This is a genomic window from Xanthomonas floridensis (genome assembly GCF_001642575.1).
GTDB lineage: Bacteria > Pseudomonadota > Gammaproteobacteria > Xanthomonadales > Xanthomonadaceae > Xanthomonas > Xanthomonas floridensis.
This window is the reverse complement of sequence record NZ_LXNG01000010.1, coordinates 39,136-59,242: the sequence shown is the minus strand read 5'-3', so window position 1 is coordinate 59,242 and position 20,107 is coordinate 39,136. Positions and strand designations below refer to the sequence as shown.

General features: G+C 65.3%; 17 protein-coding genes. 15 read left to right on the top strand and 2 right to left on the bottom strand.

Annotation, left to right across the window (positions count from 1 at the left end):
* The first annotated feature begins 6 nt into the window (after positions 1–6).
* Both A7D17_RS06470 and A7D17_RS06465 read left to right on the top strand, forming a co-directional pair.
* The gene (locus A7D17_RS06470; protein ID WP_064508348.1) at positions 7–621 is read left to right on the top strand and encodes a YqaA family protein; all 615 of its coding nucleotides are present in this window, start codon (positions 7–9) and stop codon (positions 619–621) included.
* The gene (locus A7D17_RS06465; RefSeq protein ID WP_064508405.1) at positions 618–1,397 is read left to right on the top strand and encodes a peptidoglycan DD-metalloendopeptidase family protein; all 780 of its coding nucleotides are present in this window, start codon (positions 618–620) and stop codon (positions 1,395–1,397) included. Before A7D17_RS06470 ends, A7D17_RS06465 begins: the two co-directional genes overlap by 4 nt.
* Positions 1,398–1,588: 191 nt before the next feature.
* On the opposite strand, the gene A7D17_RS06460 is transcribed toward A7D17_RS06465, so the two are convergent.
* Both A7D17_RS06460 and yhbY read right to left on the bottom strand, forming a co-directional pair.
* On the bottom strand, positions 1,589–1,963 hold the full coding sequence (locus tag A7D17_RS06460; RefSeq protein ID WP_064508347.1) for an Mth938-like domain-containing protein: 375 nt from the start codon (positions 1,961–1,963) through the stop codon (positions 1,589–1,591).
* 16 nt (positions 1,964–1,979) lie between these two features.
* A complete protein-coding gene (gene yhbY, locus A7D17_RS06455; protein ID WP_029219583.1) occupies positions 1,980–2,285 on the bottom strand; it encodes a ribosome assembly RNA-binding protein YhbY in 306 nt (101 codons plus the stop codon).
* 65 nt (positions 2,286–2,350) lie between these two features.
* Here yhbY and rlmE point away from each other — a divergent pair, with 65 nt between their 5' ends.
* The 13 genes from rlmE to alaS all read left to right on the top strand — a co-directional run bounded on the left by rlmE (position 2,351) and on the right by alaS (position 20,016).
* On the top strand, positions 2,351–2,983 hold the full coding sequence (gene rlmE / locus A7D17_RS06450; RefSeq protein ID WP_064508346.1) for a 23S rRNA (uridine(2552)-2'-O)-methyltransferase RlmE: 633 nt from the start codon (positions 2,351–2,353) through the stop codon (positions 2,981–2,983).
* Positions 2,984–3,043: 60 nt separating this feature from the next.
* Positions 3,044–4,984, top strand: a complete 1,941-nt coding sequence (gene ftsH / locus A7D17_RS06445) for an ATP-dependent zinc metalloprotease FtsH (protein ID WP_064508345.1) — start codon at positions 3,044–3,046, stop codon at positions 4,982–4,984.
* Positions 4,985–5,337: 353 nt separating this feature from the next.
* A complete protein-coding gene (gene folP / locus A7D17_RS06440; RefSeq protein WP_064508344.1) occupies positions 5,338–6,240 on the top strand; it encodes a dihydropteroate synthase in 903 nt (300 codons plus the stop codon).
* The gene (gene miaA, locus A7D17_RS06435; protein ID WP_064508343.1) at positions 6,240–7,223 is read left to right on the top strand and encodes a tRNA (adenosine(37)-N6)-dimethylallyltransferase MiaA; all 984 of its coding nucleotides are present in this window, start codon (positions 6,240–6,242) and stop codon (positions 7,221–7,223) included. Before folP ends, miaA begins: the two co-directional genes overlap by 1 nt.
* Positions 7,224–7,300: 77 nt before the next feature.
* Positions 7,301–7,579, top strand: coding sequence for an RNA chaperone Hfq (hfq, locus tag A7D17_RS06430; RefSeq protein WP_005915027.1), 279 nt, complete (start codon positions 7,301–7,303; stop codon positions 7,577–7,579).
* Positions 7,580–7,590: 11 nt separating this feature from the next.
* Positions 7,591–8,910 carry a ribosome rescue GTPase HflX gene (gene hflX / locus A7D17_RS06425; protein WP_064508342.1) on the top strand — a complete coding sequence of 440 codons (1,320 nt, stop codon included), beginning with the start codon at positions 7,591–7,593 and terminating at the stop codon, positions 8,908–8,910.
* A 156-nt stretch (positions 8,911–9,066) separates the two neighbouring features.
* Entirely contained in the window at positions 9,067–9,561 is a 495-nt protein-coding gene (locus A7D17_RS06420) for a CinA family protein (protein WP_064508341.1), read from the top strand.
* Between the two features lie 386 nt (positions 9,562–9,947).
* Positions 9,948–12,497, top strand: coding sequence for a TonB-dependent receptor (locus tag A7D17_RS06415; protein ID WP_064508340.1), 2,550 nt, complete (start codon positions 9,948–9,950; stop codon positions 12,495–12,497).
* 415 nt (positions 12,498–12,912) lie between these two features.
* Positions 12,913–14,589 (top strand): 2-polyprenylphenol 6-hydroxylase, encoded by a 1,677-nt coding sequence (ubiB, locus tag A7D17_RS06410; RefSeq protein WP_064508339.1) that lies wholly within the window; start codon positions 12,913–12,915, stop codon positions 14,587–14,589.
* 87 nt (positions 14,590–14,676) lie between these two features.
* Positions 14,677–15,318, top strand: a complete 642-nt coding sequence (gene lexA, locus A7D17_RS06405; protein ID WP_064508338.1) for a transcriptional repressor LexA — start codon at positions 14,677–14,679, stop codon at positions 15,316–15,318.
* Positions 15,319–15,489: 171 nt separating this feature from the next.
* The gene (recA, locus tag A7D17_RS06400; protein ID WP_064508337.1) at positions 15,490–16,524 is read left to right on the top strand and encodes a recombinase RecA; all 1,035 of its coding nucleotides are present in this window, start codon (positions 15,490–15,492) and stop codon (positions 16,522–16,524) included.
* A gap of 253 nt (positions 16,525–16,777) precedes the next feature.
* On the top strand, positions 16,778–17,266 hold the full coding sequence (recX, locus tag A7D17_RS06395) for a recombination regulator RecX (protein WP_064508336.1): 489 nt from the start codon (positions 16,778–16,780) through the stop codon (positions 17,264–17,266).
* Positions 17,267–17,367: 101 nt separating this feature from the next.
* A complete protein-coding gene (gene alaS / locus A7D17_RS06390) occupies positions 17,368–20,016 on the top strand; it encodes an alanine--tRNA ligase (RefSeq protein ID WP_064508335.1) in 2,649 nt (882 codons plus the stop codon).
* Positions 20,017–20,107: the final 91 nt, after the last annotated feature.

Sequence of the window (20,107 nt, the reverse complement as noted above, 5' to 3'; positions counted from 1 at the left end):
TCCACGATGAAGATTTTCGGGCCGTTGTACGACGTGGCCATCCGTTGGTCGCGCCATCGCCGCGCACCAGCGCTGCTGGCCGGCCTCAGCTTCGTGGAGGGCTTCATCTTTCCGGTGCCGCCGGAAGTGATGTTGGCGCCGATGTCGCTGGCCGAGCCCAAGCGCTCGCTCTGGTTCGCCACCTTGAGCCTGATCGGCTCGGTCTGCGGCGCGCTGGTCGGCTACCTGCTGGGGCATTTCGCGTTTGCTGCGCTGCAGCCGCTGATCGAATGGCTGGGCTGGAGCACAAAGATCCAGGCGCAGATCGAGACCCTGCGCGTGCTGGTGGCCGACTCACCCTGGAAGGCATTCTGGGCCTTGGTACTGGTCGGCTTCACTCCGATTCCGCTGAAGATCTTCACCTGGGCCTCAGGCGTGGTCGGCGTGCCGATCCTGCCGTTCATCGCCAGCATGCTGGTGGGGCGCGGTAAGCGCGTGTACCTGGTGGCCGGCGCCATCCGCCTGGGTGGCGCGCGTGCCGAGGCCGCCTTGCACAAGTGGATCGAGCCGCTGGGCTGGGTGGCGATGGCAGTGCTCGCGGCCGGCGCTGGCTGGCTGGTATGGAAGACAACGAACGGATGAGCAAGACGCAGATGAATTCGGTACGCAAGACAGCAGTCATGCTCCTGGTCGCCATCGGGCTGACCGCCTGCAGCAGTGCCACGGTGGTACGTTCGCCCGGTGCTGGCGGCGGTTCTGCGTCGTCGCGCCCTGCGGCAGCGCCGCGTCCGTCGGTGCCACGTCCCGGTGCCACCGTCACCGTGCAGCGCGGCGACACCCTGTATGCGATCTCGCGCCGGACCAATATCACGGCCGCCGACCTGGCGGCCTGGAACGGCCTGTCGTCTCCCAACACGATCTATCCGGGCCAGACCCTCAAACTGTATCCCGGCGGGGCGAGCAAGCCCGGCAGCAGTGCTCCGGTGGCCGGCGGTACCGTGGTTCCGGCGCGGCCGGCAGCATCGGTCGCTGCGCCGGTCAGCAGCGGTTTTTCATGGCGCTGGCCGGCCGATGGCGTGGTGGTCGGTACGTTCGTGAGTGGAGAGACCACCAAGCAGGGCGTGGATATCGCCGGCGCCAGCGGCCAGGCGGTGCGTGCCGCCGCCGACGGCGTGGTGGTGTACTCCGGTGCCGGCCTGGTCGGCTACGGCGAGCTGATCATCATCAAGCACAACGACCAGTGGCTGTCGGCCTACGGCCACAACCGCAAGCGCCTGCTCAACGAAGGCCAGAACGTCAAGGCCGGCCAGCAGATTGCCGAAATGGGCCGCAGCGGCGCCGCGCGCGACATGCTGCACTTCGAGATCCGCTACAACGGCAAGCCGGTGGATCCGTTGCTGTATTTGCCTAAAAAGTGAATCGGGAATCGGGAATGGGGAATCGGGAATGGGGAATCGCAACAGCGTCCGGTTGGTCGGTGGTTTGACGATCTGGGAATGCTGTAGCTAAGAGATTGGTCGAGTGCGTGCTTGACAGTAGAAGCTTGGTCAAGCTTGCTTTTCCCGATTCCCGATTCCCGATTCCCGATTCCCGATTCCCGATTCCCGATTCAACCAGGCAAGATCATCGCCAGCGCCACCCGGCGGCCTTCGCTGGCCAGCACGTTGTAGGTGCGGGCGGCAGCGGCGTTGGTCATCGCTTCCAGGCCGATGCCGCGGGTCAGGCAGGCCGCCAGGACCTGGGCATTGGGAAATTGCTGGCGGTCGCCAGTGCCCAGCAGGATCACGGCCGGGGACAGCGCCAGGATCGCATCCATATGGCTGGCCTGCAGATGCGCCAGGTCCTGCACCGGCCAGTGGTCCACCAGTTCGTCCGGCATCAGGACGAAGCTGTGTTGCAGGATCTGCTCATTCACCTTGGCATGGCGGCCATCGGCCGCGCGCAAGGCATAGGTGTAATCGGGGTGTTCCTGACTCAAAGGCATGAAGTCACTCGCAGTTTCAGCCGCGCGGCAGCACGATCTGGCGCTTTTCCTTGCTGGGGCGGTACAGGATGGCGATGTGGCCGATCCGCTGCACCAGGGCGCTGCCGGTCTGTTCGACCAGTTCGGCGATCAATGCATCACGGGTCTCACGGTCCTCGGAAGCCACCTTCACCTTGATCAGTTCGTGGCGCTCGAGCACTTCCTCGAGTTCGGCCAGAAATGCTGGCGTGACCCCTTTGCCGCCGGTCTGCAGCAGGGCCTTGAGGTCGTGGGCCTGGCCGCGCAGGAAACGGTTCTGGGCGGAGGTGAGAACAATGGACATGCAGGATCGAAGGGCAGCAAAGGGTGTTCAGGGTATCATGGCGGCCCGTTCGGACCCCTTTGCCAATGCCTTCCCGCAGTAAAAGCAGCCAGCGCTGGCTCAAGGAACACTTCGCCGACCCTTACGTGAAGAAGGCCCAGGCCGAGGGCATGCGCTCGCGCGCGGCCTACAAGCTGGAGGAGCTGCTGCAGCGCGACCGCCTGCTCAAGCCCGGCATGGTGGTGGTGGACCTGGGAGCCGCACCGGGCGGCTGGTCACAGCAGGTACGCAAGTCCATGGGCGACAGTGGCCGGGTGCTGGCGCTGGACATCCTGGACATGCCCGCCTTGGCCGGCGTGGAGTTCCTTCACGGCGACTTCAGGGAGCAGGCCGTCCTATCGCAGTTCGAAGCCATGCTGGGCGATGTGCCGGTGGACCTTGTGCTGTCGGATATGGCCCCCAATAAGAGTGGCATGGATGCGGTCGACCAACCGCGGATGATGCACCTGGCGGAACTGGCGATGGAATTTGCCGACACCCACCTCAAGACGGGTGGGGCGTTTTTGATCAAGCTGTTCCAGGGTGTCGGATCCGACGACTACATTCGCGAGCTTCGCCGCCGCTATGACAAGGTGACGATCCGCAAGCCGGCGGCCTCGCGCAAGCGCTCCCCGGAAGTTTATGCGCTCGGTCAGGGCAAGCGTGTCCAGATCAAGTAAGCTGCCAATGACCACCGTGTTTCAAGAATTAAAGAGTAGAGGGCACCGGAGCCAATGAGGATGAACGACTTGACCAAGAATCTGCTGCTGTGGGTGGTCGTCGCGGTTGTGCTGATGGTCGTCTTCCAGAGCTTCTCGCCGCGGATGGCGGGCGGTGTCGGCGCCGACTCGATCACCTACACCCAGTTCCTGAAGGAAGTGGACTCCGGGCGCGTCAAATCGGTGGACTACACCGATGAGACCAACCTCGCGGTCAACGCGATCCGCTTCAAGCGCACCGACGGGAGCGAAGCCACCGTCTACGGTCCGCGCGACGACAAGCTGGTCGACGTGCTGTACAGCAAGAACATCGAAATGACCCGGCAGAAGCCGTCCACTGGCCCCGGGTTCTGGTCGTTGGTGCTGAATTTCCTGCCGGTCATCCTGATTATCGGCTTCTGGCTGTTCATCATGCGCCAGATGCAGGGCGGTGGTGGCGGTGCCAAGGGGGCGATGAGCTTTGGCAAGTCCCGCGCCAAGCTGCAGGGCGAAGACCAGATCAAGATCACCTTCGCTGACGTTGCCGGTTGCGACGAAGCCAAGGAAGAGGTGGGCGAGCTGGTCGAGTTCCTGCGTGACCCGACCAAGTTCACCAAGCTGGGCGGCAAGATCCCGCGTGGCGTGCTGATGGTGGGTCCGCCGGGTACCGGCAAGACCTTGCTCGCCAAGGCGATCGCCGGCGAGGCCAAGGTGCCGTTCTTCAGCATCTCCGGCTCGGACTTCGTGGAAATGTTCGTCGGCGTGGGTGCCAGCCGCGTGCGCGACATGTTCGAACAGGCCAAGAAGCACGCGCCGTGCATCATCTTCATCGACGAAATCGATGCGGTTGGTCGCCATCGCGGTGCCGGCCTGGGCGGTGGTCATGACGAACGCGAGCAGACCTTGAACCAGCTGCTGGTCGAGATGGACGGGTTCGAGGGCGGCGAAGGCGTGATCGTGATTGCCGCGACCAACCGTCCGGACGTGCTGGACCCGGCGCTGCTGCGCCCGGGTCGCTTCGACCGTCAGGTCGTGGTGGGCCTGCCGGACGTCAAGGGTCGCGAGCAGATCCTGCGCGTGCACATGCGCAAGCTGCCGCTGGCCGACGACGTCGCTCCAATGGTCATTGCACGCGGTACCCCGGGTTTCTCGGGCGCGGATCTGGCCAACCTCTGTAATGAGGCAGCGCTGTTTGCTGCACGCGAGGCGGTCAAGGAAGTGCGGATGGATCACTTCGACCGTGCGCGCGACAAGATCCTGATGGGCGCCGAGCGTCGTTCGATGGCGATGAGCGAAGAAGAAAAGACCAACACCGCGTATCACGAGGCCGGCCACGCCATCATTGGGCGCCTGGTGCCGGATCACGATCCGGTCTACAAGGTCACCATCATTCCGCGCGGGCGTGCGCTGGGTGTCACCCAGTTCCTGCCCGAGGGCGATCGTTACAGCTCTACCCGCGAGAGCCTGCATAGTCGTCTGGCCACGTTGTATGGCGGCCGCGTTGCCGAAGAACTGATCTTCGGCGCCGACAAGGTGACCACCGGTGCTTCCAACGACATCGAGCGCGCGACCAAGATGGCTCGCAACATGGTCACCAAGTGGGGCCTGTCCGATGAGCTCGGCCCGATCGCCTATGGCGAGGAAGAGGACGAGGTGTTCCTGGGACGTTCGGTCACGCAACACAAGAGCGTGTCCGATGAGACCGCGCGCAAGATCGACGACGTGGTGCGCGACATCCTGGATGGTGCCTACAACCGCGCCAAGACCATCCTGACCGAGAACATCGACAAGCTGCACGTGATGGCCAAGCTGTTGCTGGAATACGAAACCATCGACGTGCCGCAGATCGACGCCATCATGGAAGGTCGCGATCCGCCGCCGCCGGCGGGTTGGGGCAAGTCCGACAAGGATGGGGGCAACAACAACGACAAGGGCAGCCCACGTCCGTTGCCGCCGATCGCAGGCCCGGCCGAGCAGCTGTAAGCCGCTGCTGACCAGCGTGCCGTAACAAGCATCGGGGCCAGGAAGCGATTCCTGGCCCCGATGCGTTGCGGCGTCGGGCAGGGTTATAGCGTCTGGCAAGGACGGCGACGGAGAGATCCTTGCAGGCTGCGATCCGCATGCGATGGTCGCCCGGTTGGTCAAACCCAGTTGCGCAAGATGTCAGCCGTTGCGCGCTACGCGACAATGGCCCTGCATTTGCGGCTCTCACCGCACTGCGGGTCGGCGGCCACGACGTGGCGAAGCTGCCATCGCCATCGCCATCGATGCACTGCCACCCGCGCCAGCACGACACGCCGCCCATCCTTCCGTACAACCGATTCAGGAGCTACCCGATGTTCGACACCGCCCTCAAGCTGGATTGCGCCGGTCGCAGCCTGCGACTGGACGCGCCGCAGGTGATGGGCATCGTCAATGTCACACCCGACTCGTTTTCCGACGGCGGCCAGCATGCGAGCTGCGATGCGGCCATTGCCCACGCGCTGCAGCTGGTGGAGCAGGGCGCGGCGGTGCTGGATATCGGTGGCGAATCCACCCGCCCCGGGGCAGCGCCGGTGTCGCTGGACGACGAACTGCAGCGCGTCATTCCGGTGATCCAGGCGTTGGCGCAGCAGACGACCGTGCCGATCAGCATCGATACCTCCAAACCGGACGTCATGCGTGCGGCCGTCGCGGCGGGCGCTGGCATGATCAACGACGTCTACGCGCTGCGGTCGCCGGGCGCGCTGCAGGCTGCGGCGGAGTTGCAGGTGCCGGTGGTGTTGATGCACGCGCGCAACGCGCCGCATGCGATGGAGCAGGCGCCGCACTACGACGACGTGGTGGGGGAGGTGCATCGGTTCCTTGCCGAGCGCATCTTCGCCGCGGAGATGGCCGGAATCGACAAGCGTCGGCTGGTGCTCGACCCGGGGTTCGGTTTCGACAAGACCACCGCGCACAACCTCACCCTGCTGGCGCAGTTGCAGCGCTTGCAGGAGTTCGGTTTGCCGGTGCTGGCGGGGCTGTCGCGCAAGCGCAGCATCGGCGAGTTGACCGGGCGCGAGCCGGCCGCAGAGCGGGTACACGGCTCGGTGGCAGCGCATCTGATTGCCGCCCAGCACGGCGCGCTGTTGTTGCGCGTGCACGATGTGGCCGCGACCGTGGATGCGCTGAAGGTCTGGAGCGCGGTCGCTGCGATCCCGGTGCCACGGGTGTCGGCGCCGGCTGCGCCGACGATCCGCTGGCCGGACGAGGACTGATGCCAGCCGACCGCCGCCCGCTGGCGATCGCGCTGATGGGCCCCACCGCCAGCGGCAAGACCGCGCTGGCGCTGGAGGCGGCGCAGCGCTGGAATGGCGAGATCGTCAGTGTCGATTCGGCGCTGGTCTATCGCGGGCTGGATATCGGTGCGGCCAAGCCGGATGCGGCGATGCGCGCGGCGGTGCCGCACCATCTGATCGACCTGCGCGATCCCTGGCAGACCTATTCGGCCGCCGAGTTCGCCAGCGATGCGCGGCGCGCAGTCGACGACATCGTTGCGCGCGGCAAGCTGCCGATCCTGGCGGGCGGCACCGGGCTGTATTTCCGCGCGCTTCTGGAGGGGCTGTCGCAACTACCCGAAGCCGACCCGGCGGTACGCGCGGCGATCGCAGCGCAGGCCGAGCAGCTCGGATGGGCCGCCCTGCATGCGCAGCTGGCGCAGATCGATCCCGTCGCTGCGGCGCGCATTCATGCCACCGACCCGCAGCGCATCCAGCGTGCGCTGGAGGTGTATCGCATCAGCGGCCGGCCGATCAGCTACTGGCAGGGCCTGCCGGCGCCGCCACGTTTGCCGGTGCGGGTGCTGAAGCTGATCCTGGCCCCGCGCGAGCGGGCCGTGCTGCATGCGCGGATCGCGCAACGGCTGGAGCAGATGCTGGCGCAGGGTTTTCTCGGCGAAGTGCAAGCCCTGCGGGCGCTGCCGCAGATGCGTGCGGTGGCTGCACCACTGGATCTGCCGGCGGTCCGCGCGGTGGGCTACCGCCAGGCCTGGGAGTATCTGGACGGTGCCGGCAGCCTGGCCGAGTTCCGCGACAAGGCGGTGCAGGCGACCCGGCAACTGGCCAAGCGGCAACTCACCTGGCTCCGAGGCGAGCTCGACGCGCTCTGGTTCGACCCGGAGCGTGACCGCCATCAATTGGAGGACGCACTTGTCGGCTTCCTCGCTCATCGTCCCGCTGTACGGCAGGCTTCAGGCGTGTAACATCCCGTTTCCGGGACCGGCTGGGGATGGCAGGTGTCGACCGGGACAATAAGAACAATAATGAAGAGGAGTTTTCGATGGCTAAGGGGCAATCTTTACAGGACCCATTCCTCAACGCGCTGCGGCGTGAGCGGGTGCCGGTCTCTGTGTATCTGGTCAACGGCATCAAGCTGCAGGGCACGATCGAGTCGTTCGACCAGTTCGTGGTCCTGCTACGCAACACCGTGAGTCAGATGGTTTACAAGCACGCCATCTCCACGGTCGTGCCGGCGCGCAATGTGCGCGTGGGGCCGGGTGGTGGGTATGTGCAATCCAATGAAGGCAATCAGGCGGAAGATGACGACGTCGAGCAGTAATGGAGTAGTGCGTGTTTGATCGCTCACGCAAGGGTGAACACGCGTTGTTGATTCAGACCCACTCCGGTGGGCCTGCCGAAGAAGATGTGCTGGAGGAGTTCGCCGACCTTGCAAAGTCGGCGGGCGCCACGGTGGCGGCGACGCTCACTGCGCGCATCGACAAACCCAGCCCGTCGACCCTGATCGGCAGTGGCAAGCTGGAAGAGGTCAAGGCGGCTGCCGAGGCCACCGGCGCGGATCTGGTGCTGGTCAACCACACCTTGTCGCCCGGCCAGGAACGCAACCTGGAGCGCTATCTGGAGCGGCGCGTGATCGACCGCACCGGGCTGATCCTGGATATCTTCGCGCAGCGTGCGCGCAGCCACGAAGGCAAGTTGCAGGTGGAACTGGCGCAGCTGCGGCATATGGCCACACGGCTGGTGCGCGGCTGGACCCACCTTGAGCGACAGCGCGGTGGTGCGATCGGCCTGCGCGGCCCTGGCGAAACCCAGCTGGAAACCGACCGCCGCCTGTTGCAGAAGCGGGTGGAGCAGTTGCAGAAGCGGCTGGAAAAGGTCGAGGTGCAGCGCAACCAGATGCGCCGCGCACGGCTGCGCAGCGAGCTGCCGCGCATTGCGCTGGTGGGCTACACCAATGCCGGCAAGTCCACGCTATTCAACGCGTTGACCGGCGCCGATGCGTATGCCGCCGATCAGCTATTCGCCACGCTCGATCCCACCGTGCGGCGCATCGCGTTGCCGGGCGGCAGCGCGATTCTGGCCGATACGGTCGGCTTCGTGCGCGATCTGCCGCACGAACTGGTGGCCGCGTTCCGTTCGACCCTGTCCGAGGCGCGCGAGGCCGATCTGCTGTTGCATATCGTCGACGCCGCCGACCCGCTGCGCGAAGAGCGCATCCTGCAGGTGGACGAGGTGTTGCATGCGGTGGGTGCCGGCGATCTACCGCAGCTGCTGGTGTTCAACAAGATCGACAGGATCGAAGGCGCACAAGTGCGACACGATGCCCAGGACGGCATTCCTGATCCGGCACGCCGCGAGCGCGTATGGATTTCCGCACGCGATGGCCGCGGGCTGGAAGAGCTGCAACACGCGCTCGGCCAGCGCCTGGATCTGCGCCATGTGACCGGGCAACTGCGGCTGCCGCCCTCGGCCGGCCGCCTGCGCTCCAAGTTGCATCAATTGGAAGTGGTGCGCGACGAGCAGGTCGACGAAGAGGGCTGGCTGCTCGAGGTCGATCTGCCGATGGTCGAGGCCGAGCGTCTGGCAGCGGGCGACGACGGTGCGCCGCTGCGGGCAATGTTGCCGGACCGCCGCGAAGACTGGGAAACCTGATCGCTGCGCCCGGCTGGCAGGCGGGGCGGTGGGCAGCAACCGGCCCACGAACGATCTGTCGTGCCGGGTGTAGCGTGCTCCACGCCGCATCCGGTCAGGGAGACAGCACGCACAAATTCGGATAAAAGTGACCGCTGCCCATTCCCGATCCCCGCAATGACGTCTCCCACTGATCACGATCTGCTGCAGCTTGCCCATTCCCTGAGCACGCAGTTGCGCGCGGCACGCGAGCGTCTGGTGACGGCGGAAAGCTGTACCGGTGGCTGGATCGCCAAGGCCATGACCGATATCGCCGGTTCCTCGGATTGGTTTGATTGCGGCATGGTGGCCTACAGCTACGAGGCGAAACAGGCCCTGTTGCGGGTACGCCCGCAGACCCTGGAAGTCCATGGCGCAGTCAGTCGGGAAACGGTGATCGAAATGGTGTCCGGCGCCCTGGTCACCTCCGGTGGCAGCATCGCGGTGGCAGTGACCGGCATCGCCGGCCCGGGCGGTGGCAGCGAGGACAAACCGGTCGGCACGGTGTGGATCGGCTGGAAGCGACGCGGCGGGTATGCATCGGCGCAGCTGTTCCAGTTCGACGGCGACCGCGATGCCGTGCGTCGTCAGACGGTGATGGCTGCGCTTCATGGATTGAGCGCGTTGCTGTAGGGCGGCCAGCAGAACGCAGCAAACAGTGGTCGGGGCGGTGGAGGGCGCGCCGGGCACCGCAGCGGTCGAGTCGTCCACGCCTCTTCCGCGTTCCGGTCGCGTCCACCTGGCGGCTGCGCAGCGGTGTTTGTCAGCAGCGCGTGGTTGAGCAGTGCGGCCGGCCGTCAAAGGTTTGGACATGGCGGCAAGCGTGTCGATTCTTTCGTCGTTGAGCCGGCTTGGTACATGGCTCGCATGCGCATTGGAGTGCAGTCGGGTTCGCCATGCGCACAGCGCTTTCGGCTCCTTGCAGTGCGCGTGCAGTGCAATTGAATGATGATGGAGCCTCGTGCGCGCATGCAGTGCCGTTGGTACTGCCCTGGTCGCGCCCTCGCCGGGGGAAACTCATGAATCTGCAGCAGCAACCTCGTGCCGTGTTGGCGCTCGCCTTGCTCATGGCGCTGCCTGCGCCTTGCCTCCATGCACAGGTCGCCTCGTCCGCAGAGCAATCAACGACGGAGTCCTCCGAACCTGCCACCTTGGCGGCGCTGACGGTCACCGCGCAAAAGCGCGAGGAAGTGCTACAGAACGTGCCGGTCGTGGTGTCGGTATTGCCCGAGCAGCTTTTGCAGGACAGTGGCGTACACGACATCAAGGATCTTCAGGTGCTGGTACCCGGGCTGATCGTGACCAGTTCGCAAAGTGCGGCGCAGACCACCGCGCGCATTCGCGGGATCGGCACGGTGGGCGACAACGCCGGGCTGGAATCGTCGGTGGGCGTGGTCATCGACGGCGTCCCGCGTGCGCGCAATGGCGTGGGTTTCGCCGATCTGGGGGAACTGGAACGCATCGAGGTGCTGAAGGGGCCGCAAGGCACGGTGTTCGGCAAGAACACCTCGGCCGGCGTCATCAATGTGGTGACGCGCCGGCCGAGTTTCACCCGCAGCGCCGATGCCGAGCTTACTGCCGGCAACTATGGTGCGCTGGGGATAGCCGGTGCGTTCAACGACGCCCTGAGCGAAACCGCTGCATTGCGCGTCTACGCCGCCAGACGGCAGCGCGACGGCTTCGAACAGGTGGTGACCGGCTCCGGCCCGCGCACGGCCACCGATGACGGCGACCAGAACCTGCGCACCGCCCGCGTGCAGGTGTTGTGGGAGCCGACCCCCGATCTGGAAATCAACCTGGCAGCCGATGCCACGACCCGCAAGGAAAACTGCTGCGTCACCGTCACCACCGAGCGCGGCCCCACCGCTGCCTTGATCGATGCGCTGGCGCCGGGCGGGCAGGGCACCAGCCCGCGCGCCGAACCGCAACGCCGGCGTGCCTACAGCAACCGCGGCACGGCGCAGGACATTCACGACAAGGGTGTCTCGGCGCAGGTCGATTGGACCACGCCCTGGCTCGACGATGCGGTGCTGACCTCGATCAGCGCACTGCGTGACTGGAAGTCGGTGAACGGTCTGGACTTCGACTATGGCACGGCCGACATCTTGTATCGCGACGCGCGCGAGAACGAGATGCTCACCAAGTTCAGGACCTTCAGCCAGGAACTGCGCTTTGCTGGTTCCACCGAACGCGTGGACTGGCTGGTGGGCGCGTTCTATGCCGATGAAACTCTGCATCGCAACGAGTCCTATCGCTTCGGTAACGCGTACGAGCCGTACCTCTCCAGCGTACTGCTGGCGCGCATCAATCCGGCCTTGGCCGCACGTGCCGATGCGCCGCGTTTCCTCGCGGACGCCACCGGCCTGCCGACGGGAACCCTGTTTCGCGGGCAGGGCAGCCAGGATCGCTTTCGGCAAGACGGCACCAGCGCGGCACTGTTCACCAACAACACCTGGCACGCCACCGACGCGTTGGATGTGGTGGTTGGCCTGCGCTACACCCACGAGCACAAGGCGCTGCGCTCGGCCTTTGCCAATCCAGACGGAAGCCCGGCCTGCGCCCGCTATTTCGCGCCGAACGGGCAGGTCGACCCGGCGGCGCTGCGACGCATTGGCGCAGCGCTCACCGCACGTGGCGTGCCTGCTGCCGCAGTCCCTGCCATCGCGCCGCAAGTGATCGGCTTTACCTGTCTGCCCTGGGCCAACATCGCCCATGCCGGTCGACTGACAGAACAACGCCGCACTGAACGCGAGTGGTCCGGCACCGCCAAGCTGGCGTATCGCTGGAACGATACGCTGATGACGTACGTCTCCGCAGCGCGTGGCTATAAGGCCGGTGGATTCAATCTGGATCGCGTGCAATCGTCCGACGGCCTGTCCAGCGGCGTGCAGGGCATCGTGCCGGTGGACGATACGTCGTTCCCGGGCGAGTTCGTCGATAGCTATGAACTCGGCGCCAAGAGCACCTGGCTGGGCGGCAACCTGCTGGTGAACGCAACGCTGTTCCATCAGGAATTCAGTGACTTCCAGCTCAACAATTTCCTCGGCACCAGTTTCGTGGTGCGCTCCATTCCCACCGTGGTATCGCGTGGCATCGACACCGACGTTCTCTGGCAAGGCGCGCTACCCGGCCTGATGTTGCAAGGCGGGCTCAGCTATGCGGACACCACCTATGGCAACGACCCGTTGCCGGATGCAGAACTGGCGTTGTTGCCCGGCAGCCGGCTGAGTCTTGCGCCGCGCTGGTCGGCCAATCTGTCGGCAACCTACGAACACGCAATGGGCAACCGATTGACCGGTCGCGTCAATGTCGGCGCCAGATACACCTCCGAGTACAACGCCGGTTCGGATCTGGATCCGCAGAAGGCGCAACCGGGCTACACCTTGCTCAACGCACGCGTAGGCATCGGCGCCACCGACAAACGCTGGCTGCTGGAGGCATGGGCCGAAAATCTGGGCAACGAAACCTATCGGCAGGTCGTGATCGACGCGCCGTTGCAGGCTGGCTCGTGGAATGCATTTCTAGGGGCGCCGCGCACCTACGGGCTTACCTTGCGCTTGCGCTACTGAGCATATGCTGCCGCCTGCTTGCCACGCGTGCGATGCAACCGCCTCAGCGTGCAGCCCACTCCACGCTAAGTACGAATCGGGCCGGGGCGCGACATCGGCGGATGGATCGGCTACAAACACGGTTTCATTGCTGACGCTGTGTGCCAATGTTTCCGTTTTCTGCTGTCGTGAGCACTGCCTCGCCTTCCCTGATTCCCTGTGACCGGTTAGGCGCGTCTGGCGCGCCTGGTTTAGATGCGACAGCGCGGCCCGTGGCGCGTCAAGGCCTGGTCTTGGGCCCGCGCGATCCTGATGCATCTTCCAGGCTGCAGGGGCGCGCTCATTGCGTGTCGCGGCGGTACGTGCGGATCGCCCTGGTCGTGCAACCAGACTGCAGACAGCCCCCGGCCTGCGCGCCCCAGCAGGCGGTACGCTGATGTGGGAAGCGCTTGGCACTGTCCGTGATCTGGGGCGGCTGCAGGAAATCGCCTCCGTTCTGATTCGCTACGGGTTTGGCGATGTCGTGCGCCGCATCGGGCTGGCCGATGTGCTCGATCGCGCCGGCAGGTTGCTGCACTGGAACAACGTCGAGGGCCGCCTGCGCATGTCCGCTGCGATGCGCGTGCGGCGCGCCCTGGAGGAACTCGGCCCTACCTTCGTCAAGTTGGGGCAAGTGCTGGCCACGCGCGTGGACCTGCTGCCGCCGGACTGGATCGAGGAGCTCAGCGAACTGCAGAACGCGGTGCCGGCCTTGCCATTCGATCAAATACGGCCGCAACTGGTCGCCGCGCTGGGTGCGGAACCGGAGAGCGTGTTCGCCCGGCTGGACGAGCAGCCCTTGGCGGCCGCGTCGCTGGCGCAGACCCACCGCGCCTGGCTGGCCGACGGCACGCCGGTGGTGCTGAAAATCCGCCGCCCCGGCATCGGCGACACCATCGACGCAGATCTGCGCCTGCTTGCGCGGCTGGCTGACATCGTCGAAACCCGCGCTCCGGACCTCAAGCGCTATCGCCCTGCCGAAGTGGTGCAGCAATTCACCGTGTCGCTGCGGCGCGAGCTGGATTTCGCCGCCGAGGGCCGCAACGCCGAACGCATCGCCGCCAACTTCGCGCACGACGCGCAGGTGGTGGTGCCGGCGGTGTATTGGGAATGGACCTGCGACGCGCTCAACGTGCAGGAATTCATCGACGGCATTCCCGGTCGCGACATGCTGGCGGTGGATGCCGCAGGCCTGGATCGCCAGGCATTGGCGCGCACCGGCGCCGGCATCGTGCTGAAGATGGTGCTGCAGGACGGCTGTTTCCATGCCGACCCGCACCCGGGCAATATTTTCTATCTGCGCGACGGCCGCATCGCCATCATCGATTTCGGCATGGTCGGGCGGGTGTCCGAGCAGCGCCGTTTCCAGGTCGCGCAGTTGCTGCACGGCATGGTGAGCTACGACGCCGAAGCCGTCATCGATGTGTTGCTGGAGTGGGCCGGCACCAGTCTGGACATCGACGAGGCGCGCCTGCAGCAGGACATCGGTGCATTCGTCGACGAGTACCGCGGCGTGCCGCTGAAGGAGTTGCGCATCGGTGCGATGCTCGGCGATGTCACCGCCATCCTGCGCGACCATGGGCTCACGCTGCCGTCGGATCTGGCGCTGATGATCAAGGCGTTTCTCACCCTTGAAGGCATGGGGCGCCAACTTGACCCGGATTTCGACATGGCCACCGAAGCGCGGCCGTATCTCGAACGCGTGGTGCTGCAACGCTACGCGCCCAGCGCCATGCTGCGACGCAGCCGCCGTACCGTGACCGGAGCAATCGATCTGATCGGCGATCTGCCGCGCGATCTCAAGCGCCTGATCCAGGCGGCGCGTCGCGGCAAACTGCAATTGCATGTGGAGACGCGCGCCTTGCGCGAGTTCGGCGAGCAGGTCGATCGCGCTGCCAATCGGCTCACCATGGGGATCGTGACCGCGGCCCTGGTGATCGGTTCGTCGATCGTGATGAACAGCGTTGGTGGCAGCGCCAGCCGTTGGCTGCTCGGCCTGGGTGTAGGCGGCTTCATCGGCGCCGGCCTGTGCGGCATCTGGATCCTGTTTTCGATCTGGCGCAGCCGACGCTAGCCGGGTGTATCAACCGGGCATCGGGGTGAGCGGGCAGCGACGCGAAAGGGATTGCACACTGCTCAGTTAGTAGTAATACTACTAACCATGGACCTGACCGATACCCAGCATGCCATCCTCGCCTTGATCGCAGAGCGCATCGACGCCGATGGCGTCCCGCCCTCGCAGACCGAGATCGCCCGTGCGTTTGGCTTCAAGGGCGTGCGCGCGGCGCAGTACCACCTCGAGGCTCTGGAGCAGGCCGGCGCGATCCGCCGTGTGCCGGGGCAGGCGCGCGGCATTCGCCTGGCCGGGCAGGGTGCGCAGGCGCGCACGCCAGCGGCAAGCGCGCCGGAGCGTGACGACGTGCTGCGGTTGCCGGTGCTGGGCCGCGTGGCGGCGGGCCTGCCGATTGGTGCCGATATCGGCTCGGACGACTTCGTGGTACTGGATCGGGTGTTCTTCTCGCCATCGCCGGACTATCTGCTCAAGGTGCAGGGCGATTCCATGCGCGACGAAGGCATCTTCAACGGCGACCTGATCGGCGTGCACCGCACCCGCGATGCGCGCTCCGGGCAGATCGTGGTGGCCCGGATCGATGAGGAGATCACGGTCAAACTGTTGAAGATCGGCAAGGACCGGATCCGGCTGCTGCCGCGCAACCCGGACTATGCCCCGATCGAAGTGCAGCCGGATCAGGATTTCGCCATCGAAGGCCTGTATTGCGGGCTGCTGAGGCCCAATCGCTAGGGTTGTGCCGATGCCGGCGCTGGTCGTTTCCCCAGCCGGCACCGCAGTCTTTTCCGCTGCCCTGGACTAGATCGCATCATTAATCTGAGTGTGTCGCCTGCAATCTCAGCCTGTGCGATACACCGCCGCTACATTGGCTCCACACCGAAATCACTGACAAGGATCACCCAGATGGATGAGAACAAGAAGCGCGCCCTTTCCGCCGCACTGAGCCAGATCGAAAAGCAATTCGGCAAAGGCTCGGTGATGCGCATGGGCGACCGCGTGATCGAGGCGGTCGAAATCATTCCGACCGGCTCGCTGATGTTGGACATCGCACTGGGGATCGGCGGTCTGCCGAAGGGCCGCGTGGTGGAAATCTACGGTCCCGAATCCTCGGGCAAGACCACCCTGACTCTGCAGGCGATTGCCGAATGCCAGAAGAAGGGCGGCACTGCGGCCTTCATCGACGCCGAGCACGCGCTGGATCCGATCTATGCCGCCAAGCTGGGTGTCAACGTCGACGATCTGCTGCTGTCGCAGCCGGATACCGGTGAGCAGGCGCTGGAAATCGCCGACATGCTGGTGCGCTCGGGCTCGGTCGATATCGTGGTGGTCGACTCGGTTGCCGCGCTGACGCCGAAGGCGGAAATCGAAGGCGAGATGGGCGACCAGCTGCCGGGCCTGCAGGCCCGCCTGATGAGCCAGGCGCTGCGCAAGCTGACCGGCAATATCAAGCGCTCCAATACGTTGGTGGTGTTCATCAACCAGCTGCGCATGAAGATCGGCGTCATGATGCCGGGCCAGAGCCCGGAAGTGACCACCGGCGGCAATGCCCTGAAGTTCTATGCCTCGGTCCGCCTGGACATCCGCCGCATCGGCGCGATCAAGAAGGGCGACGAGATCATCGGCAACCAGACTAAGATCAAGGTGGTCAAGAACAAGCTGGCACCTCCGTTCAAGCAGGTCATCACCGAAATCCTCTACGGCGAAGGCATCAGCCGCGAGGGCGAGCTGATCGACATGGGCGTGGAAGCCAAGCTGGTGGACAAGGCAGGTGCCTGGTACAGCTACGGCGACGAGCGTATCGGCCAGGGCAAGGACAACGCGCGTGGCTATCTGCGTGACAACCCGCAGGTGGCGGCCAAGCTCGAGGCCGAGCTGCGCGAGAAGTTCCAGCCCGCCGAGGCGCCGCGCGAAGAAGGCGACGACGCCGAGAAGGAATAAGCGGTCTTGGTGGCCGGGCACGCTGGCGACTGCTGGCGCGACCGCGGTGCTGCAACGCGTTGTTGTCCGGGAGGGCGTGGCGGCCTCAGCTGCTTCGCCTTCGTTGGATGCGATTCGTTGATGTCGTTTCAGGTTTTTCTATCGCGGGAACGGCGGAGTCAGTGCCGTCGCGTCTCGCGGTAGATCTATCGAGGGCCAGGAGGGCAGGCGCCAGGGACGGCGCATTGATGCAGAAATCGAGGGACACGTCACGATGGACGAGCAAGAGTCCGCTCCCAAGCGGGGCCGCCGGTTCAAGGAGCAGACGCCGGTCCAACGCGCACTGGGGTTGCTGGTGCGGCGCGAGCACTCGCGCAAGGAATTGAATCGCAAGCTGCTGGCACGCGGAATCGAGCCGGACGCCGCGCAGGCGGCCGTTGAACGCCTGGCGGGCGAGGGCTGGCAGGACGACACACGCTTCGCCGCCTCGGTCGTGCGAAACAGGGCCAGCTCGGGTTATGGCCCTTTGCACATCCGTGCAGAACTCGGTACCCACGGTCTGGACAGCGAGGCCATCAGCGCCGCGATGGCGACGTTTGAGGGCGATTGGACCGAAAATGCGCGCGACCTGGTCCGCCGTCGGTTCGGCGAACAGGGGCCGGTGGATCTGCCTCAGCGGCGCAAGGCCGCCGATCTGCTGGCTCGGCGGGGTTTCGACGGCAACAGCATTCGGAGCGCCACGCGCTTCGACCTTGAGGACTGAGGGCGTCAGGCCTGCTACCCTTCGTGGTTTCAGGTTGTTCCGCTCCTCTGCGCCCACATCTCATTGGGTGACCGGGACTGCCGCCCGCCCAATGCCAGCACATGAACGCACCTGCCAAATTCAGCACTTCCCAGATCCGTAGCGACTTTCTTGCGTTTTTCGAGGGCAAGGGTCACACCATCGTGCCGTCCGCGCCGCTGGTGCCGGGCAACGACCCGACCCTGCTGTTCACCAATTCCGGCATGGTCCAGTTCAAGGACGTCTTTCTTGGCGCCGAGAAGCGCAGCTATGTGCGGGCTGCGGACGTGCAGCGCTGCCTGCGCGCCGGCGGCAAGCACAACGACCTGGATTCGGTGGGCTACACCGCGCGTCACCACACCTTCTTCGAGATGCTGGGCAACTGGTCGTTCGGCGATTACTTCAAGAAGGATGCCATCGCCTGGGCCTGGGAGCTGTTGACCCAGGTCTGGAAACTACCGGCCGACCGCCTGCTGGTCACCGTCTACCACACCGACGAAGAAGCCTTCGCGCTGTGGCGCGACATGATTGGCATTCCCGAAAGCCGCATCGTGCGCATCGGCGACAACAAGGGCGCGCCGTACGCCTCGGATAACTTCTGGCAGATGGCCGATACCGGCCCCTGCGGTCCCTGCACCGAGATCTTCTTCGATCATGGCGACCATATCGCCGGTGGCCCGCCGGGCTCTCCGGACGAAGATGGCGATCGTTTCATCGAGATCTGGAACCTGGTCTTCATGCAGTTCGATCGCCAGCCCGACGGCACCCTGGTGCCGTTGCCGGCGCCGTGCGTGGATACCGGTATGGGGCTGGAGCGACTGGCCGCGATCCTGCAGCACGTCCACACCAACTATGAAATCGACCTGTTCCAGACCCTGATCGGCAAGGCCAGCGCGCTGACCGGCGTCAGCGATCTGGAAAACAAGTCGCTGCGGGTCATCGCCGATCACATCCGCGCCTGTTCGTTCCTGATCGTCGATGGCGTGCTGCCGTCCAACGAAGGGCGAGGCTACGTGCTGCGCCGGATCATCCGGCGTGCGCTGCGGCATGGCTGGATGCTGGGCGTGCGCCAGCCGTTCTTCAGCAAGATGGTGCCCACCCTGGTCGAGCTGATGGGCGAAGCCTATCCCGAACTGGTGGTGGCCAAGGACACCGTCGCGCGCGCCCTGTTGGCCGAGGAGGAGCGCTTTGCCGAGACGCTGGACGCCGGCATGAAGATCTTCGACGACGTGGCCGCACGGTCGCAGGACGTCATCCCCGGCGAGGATGCGTTTCGTCTGTTCGATACCTACGGGTTCCCGGTCGATCTGACATCGGACATCGCGCGCGAGCGCGGTTTGCGCGTGGACATGGAGGGCTTCGAATTCGCCATGGAGCGCCAGCGTGAAACCGCACGTGCCGCAGGCAAGTTCGGTGGCGGCGTTGCGTTGCCGGCCGACCTGGTCGCCACCATGTCGCCGACCGTATTCCTGGGCTACGAGGCGCATGACGCCGACACGCTCAAGGTCGTCGCGCTGCTCAAGCAGGGCCGTCCGGTCGAGCGTGCCGAGGCCGGCGACGAGGTCATCGTGTTCACCGATCGCACGCCGTTCTACGCCGAGTCCGGCGGTCAGGTCGGCGACAGCGGGCAATTGAGCAATACCGATGTATCGATCGACGTCACCGACACCCAGAAGTTCGCCGGCCAGTTCCACGGTCACGTAGGGCGCATCACCGAAGGCGCGCTCGCGCTGGGCGATGTGCTGGCGGGCGGCATCGATGTACAGCGCCGCGGCAAGACCATCCTCAACCACTCGGCCACGCACCTGCTGCATGCCGCGTTGCGCGAGGTGCTGGGCACGCATGTGCAGCAGAAGGGGTCGTTGGTGGCGCCGGACCGGCTGCGTTTCGACTTCTCGCATTTCCAGCCGATCACGGCCGACGAGCTGGCGGTAATCGAGCGCAAGGTCAATGCCGAGGTGCGCACCAACCACAGCGTCGAAGTGCACAACATGGCCATGCAGGAAGCACTGGATTTCGGTGCGATGGCTCTGTTCGGCGAGAAATACGGCGAGCGCGTGCGCGTGTTGAAAATGGGCGGTTATTCGACCGAACTGTGTGGCGGCACGCATGTGAGCCGCACCGGCGATATCGGTCTGTTCAAGATCACGTCCGAAGGCGGGGTGTCCTCGGGTGTGCGTCGCATCGAGGCGGTGACCGGGCAGGGTGCACTGGATTACGTCGCCGACCAGGAGCGGCGCTTGTCCGAGGCAGCCGGCCTGTTGGGCGGCAATGCCGGGGAAATCGTCGACAAGGTGCGTGCGCTGACCGAGCGTCAGAAACGCCTGGAGCGTGAACTGGAATCGCTGAAGGCCAAGTTGGCCTCCGGCGCGACTGCCGATCTCGGTGCCGGTGCGGTCGATGTGGCCGGGGTCAAGGTCATAGCCGTGCGTCTGGAAGGATTTGATGCAAAGGCCTTGCGCGAAGCGATGGACCGCCTGAAGCAGCAGCTGGGCGACTCGGTGATCGTGCTGGCCGGTGCATCGGCGGGCAAGGTCGCCCTGGTTGCCGGCGTGAATGGGAGCCCAACTGGCAAGGTGAAGGCAGGGGAACTCCTCGGCCATATCGCCAGTCAGATCGGAGGCAAGGGCGGCGGCCGTCCGGATCTCGCCCAGGGTGGTGGCGAGGACGGGCCCGCCCTTGCGACCGCACTCGACGGTGTGCCCTCCTGGGTCAAGCAACACTTGGGCTGAACACTTATCCTGCTATGCCTTGCTGGCTGGCAGGATGTCCCGCTACCATTTCTGGTCTATTCCCTTTACCTAGGGCGTGTCTCACTCAGGA

What these genes read in the sequence shown, in the direction of transcription:
- ubiB (WP_064508339.1), top strand. Translation starts at nt 12,913, where the DNA reads ATGTGGGAAGCGCTTGGCACTGTCCGTGATCTGGGGCGGCTGCAGGAA.
- ftsH (WP_064508345.1), top strand. Translation starts at nt 3,044, where the DNA reads ATGAACGACTTGACCAAGAATCTGCTGCTGTGGGTGGTCGTCGCGGTT.
- recX (WP_064508336.1), top strand. Translation starts at nt 16,778, where the DNA reads ATGGACGAGCAAGAGTCCGCTCCCAAGCGGGGCCGCCGGTTCAAGGAG.
- yhbY (WP_029219583.1), bottom strand. Translation starts at nt 2,285, where the DNA reads ATGTCCATTGTTCTCACCTCCGCCCAGAACCGTTTCCTGCGCGGCCAG.
- rlmE (WP_064508346.1), top strand. Translation starts at nt 2,351, where the DNA reads ATGCCTTCCCGCAGTAAAAGCAGCCAGCGCTGGCTCAAGGAACACTTC.
- recA (WP_064508337.1), top strand. Translation starts at nt 15,490, where the DNA reads ATGGATGAGAACAAGAAGCGCGCCCTTTCCGCCGCACTGAGCCAGATC.
- lexA (WP_064508338.1), top strand. Translation starts at nt 14,677, where the DNA reads ATGGACCTGACCGATACCCAGCATGCCATCCTCGCCTTGATCGCAGAG.
- A7D17_RS06420 (WP_064508341.1), top strand. Translation starts at nt 9,067, where the DNA reads ATGACGTCTCCCACTGATCACGATCTGCTGCAGCTTGCCCATTCCCTG.
- hfq (WP_005915027.1), top strand. Translation starts at nt 7,301, where the DNA reads ATGGCTAAGGGGCAATCTTTACAGGACCCATTCCTCAACGCGCTGCGG.
- A7D17_RS06470 (WP_064508348.1), top strand. Translation starts at nt 7, where the DNA reads ATGAAGATTTTCGGGCCGTTGTACGACGTGGCCATCCGTTGGTCGCGC.
- A7D17_RS06415 (WP_064508340.1), top strand. Translation starts at nt 9,948, where the DNA reads ATGAATCTGCAGCAGCAACCTCGTGCCGTGTTGGCGCTCGCCTTGCTC.
- A7D17_RS06460 (WP_064508347.1), bottom strand. Translation starts at nt 1,963, where the DNA reads ATGCCTTTGAGTCAGGAACACCCCGATTACACCTATGCCTTGCGCGCG.
- miaA (WP_064508343.1), top strand. Translation starts at nt 6,240, where the DNA reads ATGCCAGCCGACCGCCGCCCGCTGGCGATCGCGCTGATGGGCCCCACC.
- A7D17_RS06465 (WP_064508405.1), top strand. Translation starts at nt 618, where the DNA reads ATGAGCAAGACGCAGATGAATTCGGTACGCAAGACAGCAGTCATGCTC.
- alaS (WP_064508335.1), top strand. Translation starts at nt 17,368, where the DNA reads ATGAACGCACCTGCCAAATTCAGCACTTCCCAGATCCGTAGCGACTTT.
- folP (WP_064508344.1), top strand. Translation starts at nt 5,338, where the DNA reads ATGTTCGACACCGCCCTCAAGCTGGATTGCGCCGGTCGCAGCCTGCGA.